The sequence below is a fragment of the Ketogulonicigenium vulgare WSH-001 genome, assembly GCF_000223375.1.
Lineage (GTDB): Bacteria > Pseudomonadota > Alphaproteobacteria > Rhodobacterales > Rhodobacteraceae > Ketogulonicigenium > Ketogulonicigenium vulgare.
Window position 1 is genome coordinate 43,286 of sequence record NC_017386.1, and the last position, 12,680, is coordinate 55,965.

Below are 12,680 nucleotides of genomic sequence, written 5' to 3' on the forward strand. Positions count from 1 at the left end.
CTCTTTTGCCGATTGGAGCCACTATGCGTGGAGGCCGGATACTCTGGGGCCAGATCATTGTCGTGTTCACCATCGTCGTGGTGATGGTCTGGGCTGCAACGCAATGGGTGGCTTTCCGGCTCGACTTCCAGCCCCAGCTCGGCAATCCTTGGTTCGATGTTGCGGGATGGCCGTTCTATTATCCACCGGCCTTCTTCTGGTGGTGGTTTTCTTACGACGCCTATGCGCCGGGCATCTTTACCGAAGGCGCGTTCATCGCCACGTCCGGGGCAGTTCTTGCCATAGCCGCCGCCTTCCTAATGTCGATCATCAGGGCACGCGAAGCCCGCAATGTCGCCACCTACGGTTCGGCGCGATGGGCCGAGGATAGGGAGATCCATGCGGCCGGATTGCTCGGCCCGGATGGCGTCGTATTGGGGCGACATAGCAAGGATTATCTGCGTCATGACGGCCCAGAGCATGTGCTGTGCTTCGCGCCAACCCGATCCGGCAAGGGCGTGGGTCTTGTTGTGCCAACGCTGCTGACCTGGCCGGGAAGCTGTATTGTACATGACATCAAGGGCGAGAACTGGAACCTGACAGCGGGATTCCGGTCCCGTCATGGCCGTGTCCTGCTGTTCGATCCGACCAATGTGCATTCGGCGGCTTACAACCCGCTTCTGGAAGTGCGGCAGGGGGAATGGGAAGTCCGCGATGTGCAGAACATCGCGGACATTCTCGTTGATCCCGAAGGCAGCCTCGACAAACGCAACCATTGGGAAAAGACCTCGCACAGCCTGCTCGTCGGCGCGATACTGCATGTTCTATACGCCGGAAAGGAAAAGACACTGGCGGGTGTCGCCAATTTTCTGTCCGATCCACGCCGTCCGGTCGAGGCGACCTTACGCGCGATGATGGACACGCCGCATCTGGGCGAAGCCGGTGTGCATCCCGTCATTGCCTCATCTGCGCGGGAGCTTCTGAACAAATCAGAGAACGAACGCTCCGGCGTGCTTTCGACAGCCATGTCGTTTCTCGGTCTCTACCGAGATCCGGTTGTGGCCCGCGTGACGGCCCGGTGCGATTGGCGCATTGCTGATCTGGTCGGAGCAAAAGAGCCCATCAGCCTCTACCTCGTCGTACCGCCATCGGACATCAATCGCACCAAGCCGCTGATCCGCCTCATCCTCAATCAGGTCGGGCGGCGGCTGACCGAGGAACTGGAAACCTCCGGCAAGCGCCATCGCCTGCTGTTGATGCTGGACGAGTTCCCCGCGCTCGGGCGGCTGGATTTCTTTGAATCAGCACTCGCCTTCATGGCTGGTTACGGCCTGAAAGCCTTTCTGATCGCGCAGTCTCTCAACCAGATCGAGCGCGCCTATGGGCAGAACAATGCGATCCTCGACAACTGCCATGTGCGCGTTGCCTTTGCGGCCAATGACGAACGCACCGCCAAGCGGATCAGCGATGCGCTTGGCACGGCTACGGAAATGCGCGATTCCACGAACTATGCGGGCCATCGTCTCGCGCCATGGCTGGGGCATCTCATGGTGTCGCGGCAGGAAACGGCGCGGCCACTGCTGACGCCCGGCGAAATCATGCAGCTTCCACCCACCGACGAGATCGTCATGGTGGCGGGGGTGCCGCCGATCCGTGCGGCCAAGGCACGCTACTATGCTGATGCGCGGTTTCAGGAGCGGGTGATGTCGCCGCCCGATCTGCGCAAGCAGCCGGTGAACATCACCACATCGGCGCAGGACGACTGGACAAGCCGCGTTGTTGCGGCTGCGATCGGCAATGTCTCCGCCTCAGATACATCCGATGACGATCCGGCCAATGCAGGTATCCGGCGTGAACCGGAACTGCCCGAGCATGAGGAAATCATCTCGCCACCTCCGCCACCATCGCAGGAGTTCGATTTCCTCGATGATGAGCCGGACGTCGATGCAGCCAAGGCCCGTGACATGCGCCAGCGTATGCGCATGGTGGCGCGGCAGGCGTCACTTGACCCAAATGACGGCATCGAGCTTTGAGATCGGAGACAGGCATGACGACGCGCACCCGCATGAATGTCTACTTCGATCCCGCTCTGCTGAAACAGGTGGAAGCGCTGGCCTTGCGCCGAAATGTCTCGAAATCCGCCGTGATCGAGGCTGCTGTGGCATCCTTCATGTCAGGCGATACGACTGAACGGCTGGAAGCCGCCATGTCGCGCCGCCTGGACAAGCTTGGCCGTCAGTTCGACATGCTGGACGAGGATATTGCCGTGCTGGGCGAAACCCTCTCGCTATTTGTACAATTCTGGCTGACCCTCACGCCGCCGCTGCCAGACAGTGCAAAACAATCTGCGCGCATCAAAGGAAACGAGCGTTTCGAGGGATTCATGCAGTCCCTTGGTAAGCGCCTCGCCAACGGTGACAGGTTTCTCAAAGAAATATCGCACGACATGGCTGCGCTACACGACACCCCGCCGGGGGGTAAAACCGAAGGTGACGGCGATGGGATCTAGGATTGCAACCCGTCCTATTCACCGCCAGGCTCCGCCGATGGCCGCACGCGCGTAAACATCTGTTGTAACAGCCCAAAATCAGGTTCTTTTAATCGACCCCGATCCGGGGTCCGTCTTTTGCGCGCCCCGTCATGAACGGGGCCGCCATGACTGCATCACATCAAAAACCGGAAACGATTGCCCGTGGCGCGCGGATGCTGCGCACCGCGCTTGGGGCATCCATCGCCCGGTTTCTGGAAGATCCCGGTGTGGTCGAGGTGATGCTGAACCCGGATGGTCGTATCTGGGTGGATCGGCTTTCCGAAGGGTTGGCCGATACGGGGGAGAGGCTGTCCGCCGCCGATGGCGAGCGGATCGTGCGTCTCGTCGCCCATCATGTCGGGGCAGAGGTCCACGCCCGCAGCCCGCGTGTGTCGGCTGAGCTGCCCGAAACCGGCGAGCGGTTTGAGGGGCTTCTGCCGCCTGTCGTCGCCGCACCTGCCTTCGCTATCCGCAAACCAGCCGTGGCTGTGTTCACGCTTGACGACTATGTCACCGCCGGGATCATGACCCGCCGTCAGGCCGAAGTGCTGCGCCTGAACGTCGCCACACGCGCCAACATCCTCGTCGCAGGCGGCACCTCCACCGGCAAAACAACACTGACCAACGCTTTGCTGGCCGAGGTGGCGAAGACCTCGGATCGCGTGGTTATCATTGAAGACACGCGCGAGCTGCAATGCGCCGCGCCCAATCTCGTGGCCATGCGAACCAAGGATGGCGTTGCCACGCTTTCTGATCTGGTGCGCTCATCCCTGCGCCTTCGCCCTGATCGCATTCCGGTCGGGGAGGTCCGCGGGTCCGAAGCCCTCGATCTGCTCAAAGCCTGGGGAACGGGACATCCCGGCGGCATCGGCACCATCCATGCCGGTTCCGGCATCGGTGCGCTGCGCCGCCTCGAACAGCTCATCCAGGAAGCCGTCATCACCGTCCCGCGCGCGCTGATCGCCGAGACCATCGACCTTGTTGCTGTCCTTGCCGGGCGCGGATCGTCGCGACGGCTGGTCGAACTCGCCCGCGTCGATGGGCTGGGACCGGACGGCGATTACGCCATCACACATCCCATCACTTTGGCAACCACCTCAAAAGGAGATCCTTCATGATCCGCACGATTTCGCGCGGCTGCCGCATCATGGCAACCGCCGCCGCCGCTGTTTCCATCAGCCTGATGCTGGCGCCCGCCGCACACGCCTCCGGCTCCTCCATGCCGTGGGAGGCGCCGCTTCAGAGCATCCTTCAGTCGATCGAAGGGCCGGTCGCCAAGATCATTGCGGTAATCGTCATCATCGCCACCGGCCTGGCGCTGGCCTTCGGCGATACCTCGGGCGGTTTCCGCCGCCTGATCCAGATCGTCTTCGGCCTCAGCATAGCCTTCGCCGCCAGCTCCTTCTTCCTGTCGTTCTTCTCGTTCGGCGGCGGGGCGCTCATCTGATGGCGGGCGGCCTCGAACAGCTCGACGCGGTGCCGGGATTTTCGATCCCGGTCCATCGGGCGCTGACCGAGCATATTCTGCTCGGCGGCGCACCGCGCTCCATCGCCATTGTCAACGGCACGCTGGCCGGGGCCGTCGGCCTCGGCCTTCGTCTCTGGCTGGTTGGCATCGCCATCTGGTCGGTCGGTCATTTCCTCGCGGTATGGGCAGCAAAACGCGACCCGCTCTTCGTCGAGGTCGGGCGCAGGCATCTGCGCATCCCCGGTCATCTGTCGGTGTGAGGGCGCGCGCATGATGAACTTCACCGAATATCGCCGCACCTCCGCTCGCCTTTCCGACTATCTGCCATGGGCAGCGCTGGTTGGCCCAGGCATTGTGCTGAACAAGGATGGCAGCTTCCAGAGGACCGCGAAGTTTCGCGGGCCGGATCTGGATTCTGCTGTCGCTGCCGAACTGGTTGCGGTCGCCGGTCGCATCAACAACGCCGTGCGCCGTCTGGGTTCTGGCTGGTCGATCTTCGTCGAGGCACAACGCTCCGAGGCCGCGACCTATCCCGACAGCAAGTTTCCAGATGCGGCCTCCGCACTGGTCGATGCGGAGCGCAAGGCCGGGTTCGAGGAAGCGGGCACACATTTCGTGTCGGGCTATTTCCTGACCTTCCTCTGGTTGCCGCCCGCCGAGGACGCCGCCCGTGCCGAAACATGGCTTTACGAGGGGCGCGAACAATCCGGCGTCAATCCGCATGAACTGCTGCGCGGCTTCATCGACCGCACTGACCGCGTGCTGGCGCTGCTCGACGGCTTCATGCCTGAATGCCGCTGGCTGGATGATGGTGGCACGCTGACCTATCTGCATGCTACCATCTCGACCAACCGTCATCGTGTGCGCGTGCCCGAAGTGCCCATGCACCTCGATGCGCTGCTCGCCGATCAGCCCCTGACCGGCGGACTGGAGCCGCGCCTGGGCGATCAGCATCTGCGCGTCCTGACCATCATCGGTTTCCCGACCGCGACCACGCCTGGCCTGCTCGACGAGATGAACCGGCTCGCGTTCCCGTATCGCTGGTCAACCCGCGCCATCCTGATGGACAAGACGGACGCGACCAAACTGCTCACCAAAATCCGCCGCCAGTGGTTTGCCAAGCGCAAATCCATCGCCGCGATCCTCAAGGAGGTGATGACCAACGAACAATCGGCGCTGGTGGACACCGATGCGTCCAACAAGGCGCTCGATGCCGACATGGCCTTGCAGGAGCTGGGCGCTGACGTCGCCGGCATGGCCTATGTCACAGCGACCGTCACCGTCTGGGACGCCGATCCGCGTATCGCTGACGAAAAGCTGCGTCTGGTCGAGAAGATCATTCAGGGCCGCGATTTCACGGCCATGCCGGAAACCGTCAATGCCGTCGATGCCTGGCTCGGCTCGATCCCCGGACATGCCTACGCCAATGTCCGGCAGCCGCCAATCTCGACGCTTAACCTTGCCCACATGATCCCGCTATCGGCCGTGTGGGCGGGGCCGGAACGGAACGAACACCTCGGAGCGCCCCCCTTGCTGTATGGCAAGACCGAAGGTTCGACGCCGTTCCGGCTTTCCCTTCATGTCAGTGACGTGGGCCATACTCTCGTCGTCGGCCCGACCGGCGCAGGCAAGTCTGTGTTGCTGGCGCTGATGGCGCTGCAATTCCGCCGCTATGAACGCAGTCAGATCTTCGCCTTCGATTTCGGGGGATCGATCCGGGCATCCGCGCTGGCCATGGGCGGCGACTGGCATGACCTCGGCGGCGGGTTGACCGAGGGATCGGAGGTTTCCGTCTCCCTGCAACCGCTCGCGCGGATCGATGATGCCTATGAGCGGTCATGGGCCGCTGACTGGATCGCTGCAATCCTGATGCGCGAGGGCATGACCATCTCGCCGGAGGTGAAGGAGCATATCTGGACGGCGCTGACCTCGCTGGCATCCGCACCTGTCGGCGAGCGCACGATCACCGGCCTTGCCGTGCTGTTGCAATCCAATGTTCTGAAACAGGCGCTGCGCCCCTATTGCATCGGTGGCGCCTATGGCAGGTTGCTCGATGCCGAGGCCGAACATCTCGGCCACGCCGATGTGCAAGCCTTTGAAATCGAGGGACTGGTGGGCACGGGCGCTGCGCCGGCCGTGCTGGCCTATCTGTTTCATCGGATCGGCGACAGGCTCGACGGTCGCCCAACCCTCCTCATCATCGACGAGGGCTGGCTGGCGCTGGATGACGAGGGGTTCGCCAACCAGCTGCGCGAATGGCTGAAGACGCTCAGAAAGAAGAACGCTTCCGTCATCTTCGCAACGCAGTCGCTCTCGGACATTGACGGCAGCAATATCGCGCCCGCCATCATAGAAAGCTGCCCGACACGGCTGCTCCTGCCGAACGAACGGGCCATCGAGCCGCAGATCACTGCGATCTATCGGCGGTTCGGGCTGAATGACCGGCAGATCGAGATCCTCGCGCGGGCAACGCCCAAGCGGGACTATTACTGCCAGTCGCGCCGCGGCAATCGCCTGTTCGAGCTGGGCCTGTCCGAAGTCGGCCTCGCGCTCTGCGCCGCATCATCCAAAACCGATCAGACCCGCATCGCCGATCTTGTCGCCGAACATGGGCAGGACGGTTTCCTCACCGCCTGGCTGCGCGAGCGCGGCGTCGAATGGGCGGCCGACCTGATCCCCGATCTCACCAATCTCATCCCCCCGACCGAAAAGGAGTCCTGACCATGACTATCCGTCTTTCCCGTTCGCGGGCCATGCTCATGGCGGCAACGTTGCTTGCCGCGCCACTGGCGCTCTCGCCCATGCTGACCAGCCCGGCCCACGCACAGTTCGGTTTCGGCCGCATCGTCTATGACCCGTCCAACTATGCGCAGAACCTGCTCACGGCCGCGCGCACGCTGGAGCAGATCAACAACCAGATCACCTCGCTTCAGAACGAAGCGCAGATTCTCATCAATCAGGCGCGCAACCTGACCAGCCTGCCATATTCCTCGCTCCAGACCTTACAGCAAAATGTGCAGCGCACGCAGCAGCTCTTGGGCCAGGCGCAGAACATCGCCTTCGACGTGCAGAAGGTCGATCAGATCTTCCAAACCCAATATGGCAACGTCTCGCTGTCCGCCACCGACGGACAGCTTGTCGCCGACGCGCGGTCGCGCTGGCAAAACACGGTTGGCGGCTTGCAGGATGCCATGCGCGTGCAGGCCGGCGTCGTAGGCAATATCGACACCAACCGCACGCAGATGTCGGAACTTGTCGGCCAGAGCCAGAACGCCACCGGCGCGCTGCAAGCCACGCAGGCGGGCAATCAGCTTCTCGCCCTCCAGTCGCAGCAGCTTTCCGACCTGATCGCGCTGATGTCGGCCAATGGCCGCTCGGAGGCGCTGATCGAAGCCGAGCGCGCCACCGCCGCCGAACAGGGCCGCGTCCAGCGCGAGCGCTTCCTTACGCCGGGATCGGGCTACCAGCCCGGCAATGCCCGGATGTTCGGCAACGGCAACAACTGACCGGACAGGAGGGCGCGACATGGACGGCAAGATGCTGGCACGACTGGGCGCGATCATATTCGTGGCTATCGCCATCACCGCCACGGTGATCGAACTGACCCGCAAGGATGAACCGGCGCAGCCCCGGCCGGCTCCGTCGCTTCAGCCCTCTGCCGATCCGCTGCGCCAGAGCCTGCGCCGTTGCCAGCAGTTAGGCGAGGCCGCCGTGAGTGATTCCCGTTGCCTCGCCACCTGGGCCGAGAACCGCGACCGCTTTCTCGGCCGAACGCCGGTGCCCGCCGCCTCGCATCAGAACGGGGGAGAGTGAACCATGGGCGGCACCGGCGTCATCGACAATTTCCTGGGAGTCTTCACCAGCTACATCGACAGTGGCTTCGGTTTGCTTGGAGGTGAAGTCGCCTTCATCGCCACCACGCTGATCGTCATCGACGTGACGCTGGCGGCATTATTCTGGTCCTGGGGTGCAGATGACGACATCATCGCCCGGCTGGTCAAGAAAACGCTGTTCGTGGGCGTCTTCGCCTATCTGATCGGCAACTGGAACAATCTCGCGCAGATCATCTTCGACAGCTTTGCGGGTCTGGGCCTCAAGGGGTCGGGCACCGGCTTTTCCGCCGCCGATCTGCTGCGGCCCGGCAAGGTGGCGCAGACCGGCCTTGATGCCGGTCGCCCGCTGCTCGAATCCATCTCCGACATGATGGGCTACTGGTCGTTCTTCGAGAACTTCATCCAGATCGCCTGCCTGATGTTCGCCTGGGTGCTGGTGCTGCTCGCCTTCTTCATTCTCGCCGTGCAGCTCTTCGTCACGCTGATCGAGTTCAAGCTGACCACGCTGGCCGGTTTTGTGCTGATCCCCTTCGGCCTGTTCGGCAAGACCGCCTTCATGGCCGAGCGCGTTCTCGGCAATGTCGTGTCCTCCGGCATCAAGGTGCTGGTTCTGGCCGTCATCATCGGTATCGGCTCGACGCTGTTTTCACAGTTCACGGCAGGCTTCGGCGGCGTGACGCCGACCATTGACGATGCCATGGCAATCGTGCTGGCGGCCCTTTCCCTTCTCGGCCTCGGCATATTCGGTCCCGGCATCGCTTCCGGTCTCGTTTCCGGCGGCCCGCAGCTTGGCGCAGGTGCCGCCGTTGGAACCGGCCTTGCCGCAGGCGGCATGATGCTTGCCGGGGGTGCCGCCGCAGGGATGGCCGCGAAGGGAGGAGCCGCTGCGCTCTCTGGTGGAGCGGCTGCCGTTCGGGGTGGTGCCGCCGCCGCAGGTGCGGTGAGCGCCGCCTACAGTGTCGGTTCACTTGGCCAGTCCGGCGCTGCCGGTGTCGCCTCCGGTCTGGGCGGTGTTGCCCGTGCGGCAGGCTCCGCCGCCGCATCGCCCCTGAAGCGCGCGGCTTCCAAAGCCTCCGAAAGCATCAAGTCCAGCTTTTCTGATGGAGCGCGCGCCGGTTTCGGCGTCAGTGGCGGCTCTTCCACGGCTGGAACAGTCGGAGGTGCAGGCGAGGCAGCAAGCGCGGCGGCGTCACCCGCCGCACAGGCTGGCGGCTCTCCGGCATGGGCAAGGCAGATGCAGCGCAAACAGACACTCAGCCACGGCACGTCGATGGCCGCCCATGCCGTGCGCTCCGGCGACAGCCATGGCGGCGGCTCCTCCATCAATCTTTCTGAAAGTGACCGCTCATGAACATCTTCAAACGTCCATCTGCACATTACGGCAAATCGCCCGAACCCGAGACGCCCTATCAGAAAGCTGCCGAGGCATGGGACGAACGTATCGGTTCGGCCCGCGTGCAGGCAAAGAACTGGCGCATCATGGCCTTCGGCTCGCTGATCCTCTCGGCTGGTTTCGCCGCCGCCCTTGTCTGGCAATCGGCGCGCGGGACGGTCGTGCCCTGGGTGGTGCAAGTCGATAATCTCGGCCAGTCGCAGTCCGTTGCGCCCGCCGTGGCTGACTATCGCCCGACCGATCCGCAGATTGCCTTCCATCTTGGCCGCTTCATCGAGCAGACGCGCTCGATCCCGTCTGACGCCATCATCGTGCGGCAGAACTGGCTGCGTGCCTATGAGTTCACCACGGATCGGGGTGCGGCAACTCTCAATGATTATGCCCGTGCCAATGACCCTTTCACCAAGGTCGGCAGGCAGCAAATTGCGGTCGAGGTGTCGTCGGTGATCCGCGCCTCGAATGACAGCTTCCGTGTCGCCTGGACGGAGCGCCATTACGAAAACGGCCAGCTCTCCACGACCGAACGCTGGACCGCGATCCTGACCATCGTGATCCAGACGCCGCGCGATGCTGAACGTCTGCGCGCCAATCCGCTCGGCATCTACGTCAATGCAATTTCATGGTCGCGGGAGATGAGCCAATGACCCGCATGATGGCCCGCAATTCCGGCTTGCCGGTTCTCCGTAAACCCGCTTTGGCGGCTTTGTTGCTGTCCGCCACCATGCTGGCCGGCTGCGCAACCAACCGCACCCCGCAGTTCAGCTATGATGCCGATGTGCCAGCGTTGCCCGTGGTGCCGGCAGCCGTTGCCGATGACCGGCCTCGACCTTTGCACACACCACCGGCATGGACCGTGGCACGCGGCGGAACCGTTGCCGGAACACCGACTGGCCGCGTCGAGAACGCCAATGCCGCCGCCCGTGTCGAACCACGCCGGGAAGGCTATTACAACGCCATCCAGATCTACCCCTGGTCGGAAGGGGCGCTGTTTCAGGTCTATGCCGCACCGGGACAGATCACGACAATCGCGCTTGAGCCCGGCGAAAGCCTGACCGGCGCGGGGCCGATTGCGGCAGGCGACACCGCCCGATGGATCATTGGTGATACCGAAAGCGGATCGGGTACAAGCCGCCGCGTCCATATCCTTGTGAAACCGACCCGTGAGGATATTTCCACCAATCTTGTCATCAGCACGGATCGCCGCGTCTATCTCATTGAGCTTCGCGCCCGCGCGGCGCTCTATATGCCCGCTGTGGCCTGGGCCTATCCCGCGCTACCTGCCGGTCAGCGCCAGAGCGTTCCCGCCGCGCCGATCATCCCTGTCGAGACGGCCCGCAACTATCGCTATGGACTGACGGGCGATAGTCCGCCGTGGCGACCCATCTCCGTCTTCGACGATGGCCGCCGTGTCTATGTCGTCTTCCCGCGCGGCATCGTGCAGGGCGAGATGCCGCCGATCTTCGTCATAGGCTCCGAGGGCGAGACCCAGATCGTCAACAGCCGCATTCACCAGAACATCCTGATCGTGGATCGCCTGTTCGGTGCTGCCGAGCTGCGCCTTGGCAGCGGCGATCGCCAGCAGACCGTCAGGATTGTCCGCATTGAACAAAGGCAGGCGGCCCAGCCCGCAAAGACCGGGGAGAACCCGTCATGAGCGAAGAGACGACCACCAACGCGCCTCCTATGCGCCTGCGCGCCGAGCCGCCGCGCGTCACCCGCCTGTCACGCAAGATGCTGGCCGGTGTTGGGGCTGTCGCGCTCCTCGGCATTGGCGGCGCATTGATCTATGCGCTCCAGACCCGCGACATGAATGGCAGCGGCGAAGAACTCTATTCAACCGAGAACCGCGCAACAGCGGACGGGCTGGCTGGCCTGCCGCGCGATTATACCGGCCCCGTCCTGGGACCAGCTTTGCCGGGCGACCTCGGCGGCCCGATCCTCGACGCGCAGAACAGGGGGCAACCCGTTACGCCGCCTGCTATGGCAACACCAGCTAGCGATCCTGCCGAGGAGCGCCGTCTTGCTGAAGAGGAGGCTGCACGTCTTAGCACCGTGTTCTTCCAATCGGGGCAGCGATCAGCAACGACACCTGGCTCCAATATGCCGGGCCTTGCGGGGCTTGACCTTGGCGGTCAGCCCGCAACGCAGGACCGGCACACGGCATTTCTCAATGGTCCGGTGGATCGGCAGACCGTTGCTATGGATCGGATTATGGCGCCAGCGTCGCCCTATATCCTTCAGGCAGGGGCCGTGATCCCGGCGGCGATGATTACCGGCATTCGTTCCGATCTCCCCGGCCAGATCACCGCGCAGGTCACGGAGAATGTCTATGACAGTCCGACCGGCGCGCTGCTCCTGATCCCGCAGGGAACACGGATCATCGGCCAGTATGATGCCGGTGTGCAGTTCGGACAGCGCCGCGTGCTGCTGGTCTGGAACCGCCTGATCCTGCCCAATGGCAGCTCCATTGTGCTGGAGCGCCAGCCCGGTGCTGACGCTTCCGGCTATGCCGGTCTGGAAGATGGCGTCGATTATCACTGGTGGGATCTGATGAAGGCCGCAGGTCTGTCTACGCTGCTCGGCATCGGCACGGAACTGGCGACCGACGACGAAGACCGCCTGATCCGCGCCATCCGCGACGGGGCGCAGGACACCATCAATCAGGCCGGACAGCAGATCGTCCAGCGCCAGTTGCAGGTCGCACCCACGCTGACCATCCGACCGGGCTATCCGGTCAGGGTCATCGTCACCCGAGATCTCGTACTCGAACCTTACAGGAACTGACTATGACAAAGCTGAAACTCGGACCGCTTGTCGAGGACAAACCCGTCAAAGTGACGGTGGAACTGCCGGGTGCGCTCCACCGCGATCTGATCGTCTATGCAGAGGTGCTGGCCCGTGAGAGTGGCCAGCCCATTGCCGATCCCGTCCGGCTGATCGTGCCGATGCTGGAGCGGTTCATCGCCACCGATCGCGGCTTTGCCAAGGCGCGACGGCAGCGTGATAAGCTCGAGTGACGGCCATTCAGGGTAGGGGTCTTTCGATCCTATGCAGACGGTCGACGCTCCAGAAAATTTTGCTGCAGTATTTTTCAAAGCGGTCACTCATCGAGTGTGCAGCAAATGAACGCCGGAGTATCACTATCTTTGGCATCATACTCAGCACATTAGGGCTGTCCTTTACCAAAAATATTGGCTAAAATAGCTCCAATTCGAAAGGAGCCTGTCTATGCAGAGCATATCGGCGCGTGACGCAAAAAACGCCTTTGGGCGCTTGATCGACATGGCAAGGGCGGAGCCTGTTGCCATTGAAAAATATGGTCGGTCCGTCGTCGTGGTTCTTGCAATTGAAGAATTCGAGCGACTGACGGCCAAAGCGAAAAGAAAGTTTCTAGTGCAGCGTCCGGCCGACTTTAGTCCCAAAAAGACTAATCAAGAAAAATAACAGGCCGGGCGAACCGGCAGGAGACTGAATTAC

Annotated in this window: 14 protein-coding genes; all 14 read left to right on the forward strand. The window is 62.9% G+C overall.

What is annotated here, in order from left to right; translation table 11 throughout:
- The first annotated feature begins 23 nt into the window (after positions 1 to 23).
- The 14 genes from KVU_RS14025 (at position 24) to KVU_RS14090 (ending at position 12,647) form a co-directional block, all read left to right on the forward strand.
- Positions 24 to 2,012, forward strand: coding sequence for a conjugal transfer protein TraG (locus KVU_RS14025; RefSeq protein ID WP_013368406.1), 1,989 nt, complete (start codon positions 24 to 26; stop codon positions 2,010 to 2,012).
- A gap of 14 nt (positions 2,013 to 2,026) precedes the next feature.
- Positions 2,027 to 2,488, forward strand: a complete 462-nt coding sequence (locus KVU_RS14030; protein WP_014538234.1) for a ribbon-helix-helix domain-containing protein — start codon at positions 2,027 to 2,029, stop codon at positions 2,486 to 2,488.
- 146 nt (positions 2,489 to 2,634) lie between these two features.
- On the forward strand, positions 2,635 to 3,627 hold the full coding sequence (gene trbB / locus KVU_RS14035) for a P-type conjugative transfer ATPase TrbB (protein WP_013368408.1): 993 nt from the start codon (positions 2,635 to 2,637) through the stop codon (positions 3,625 to 3,627).
- Positions 3,624 to 3,956 (forward strand): TrbC/VirB2 family type IV secretion system protein, encoded by a 333-nt coding sequence (locus tag KVU_RS14040; RefSeq protein WP_010336161.1) that lies wholly within the window; start codon positions 3,624 to 3,626, stop codon positions 3,954 to 3,956. Before trbB ends, KVU_RS14040 begins: the two co-directional genes overlap by 4 nt.
- Entirely contained in the window at positions 3,956 to 4,237 is a 282-nt protein-coding gene (locus KVU_RS14045) for a VirB3 family type IV secretion system protein (RefSeq protein ID WP_013368410.1), read from the forward strand. Before KVU_RS14040 ends, KVU_RS14045 begins: the two co-directional genes overlap by 1 nt.
- 10 nt (positions 4,238 to 4,247) lie before the next feature.
- A complete protein-coding gene (trbE, locus tag KVU_RS14050) occupies positions 4,248 to 6,698 on the forward strand; it encodes a conjugal transfer protein TrbE (protein ID WP_013368411.1) in 2,451 nt (816 codons plus the stop codon).
- 2 nt (positions 6,699 to 6,700) lie between these two features.
- Complete coding sequence (trbJ, locus tag KVU_RS14055; RefSeq protein ID WP_014538236.1) at positions 6,701 to 7,483, forward strand: P-type conjugative transfer protein TrbJ; 783 nt, start codon at positions 6,701 to 6,703, stop codon at positions 7,481 to 7,483.
- 19 nt (positions 7,484 to 7,502) lie between these two features.
- Complete coding sequence (trbK-alt, locus tag KVU_RS14060; protein ID WP_013368413.1) at positions 7,503 to 7,790, forward strand: putative entry exclusion protein TrbK-alt; 288 nt, start codon at positions 7,503 to 7,505, stop codon at positions 7,788 to 7,790.
- A 3-nt stretch (positions 7,791 to 7,793) separates the two neighbouring features.
- A complete protein-coding gene (trbL, locus tag KVU_RS14065) occupies positions 7,794 to 9,161 on the forward strand; it encodes a P-type conjugative transfer protein TrbL (RefSeq protein ID WP_013368414.1) in 1,368 nt (455 codons plus the stop codon).
- Complete coding sequence (trbF, locus tag KVU_RS14070) at positions 9,158 to 9,847, forward strand: conjugal transfer protein TrbF (protein WP_013368415.1); 690 nt, start codon at positions 9,158 to 9,160, stop codon at positions 9,845 to 9,847. The genes trbL and trbF overlap by 4 nt, the downstream gene beginning before the upstream one ends.
- A complete protein-coding gene (gene trbG / locus KVU_RS14075) occupies positions 9,844 to 10,857 on the forward strand; it encodes a P-type conjugative transfer protein TrbG (protein WP_013368416.1) in 1,014 nt (337 codons plus the stop codon). Before trbF ends, trbG begins: the two co-directional genes overlap by 4 nt.
- Complete coding sequence (locus KVU_RS14080; RefSeq protein WP_013368417.1) at positions 10,854 to 11,987, forward strand: TraB/TrbI/VirB10 family type IV secretion system protein; 1,134 nt, start codon at positions 10,854 to 10,856, stop codon at positions 11,985 to 11,987. The genes trbG and KVU_RS14080 overlap by 4 nt, the downstream gene beginning before the upstream one ends.
- A gap of 2 nt (positions 11,988 to 11,989) precedes the next feature.
- On the forward strand, positions 11,990 to 12,220 hold the full coding sequence (locus KVU_RS14085) for a DUF2274 domain-containing protein (protein ID WP_013368418.1): 231 nt from the start codon (positions 11,990 to 11,992) through the stop codon (positions 12,218 to 12,220).
- Positions 12,221 to 12,431: 211 nt separating this feature from the next.
- Positions 12,432 to 12,647 carry a type II toxin-antitoxin system Phd/YefM family antitoxin gene (locus KVU_RS14090; protein WP_013368419.1) on the forward strand — a complete coding sequence of 72 codons (216 nt, stop codon included), beginning with the start codon at positions 12,432 to 12,434 and terminating at the stop codon, positions 12,645 to 12,647.
- The last annotated feature ends 33 nt before the right edge of the window (positions 12,648 to 12,680 follow it).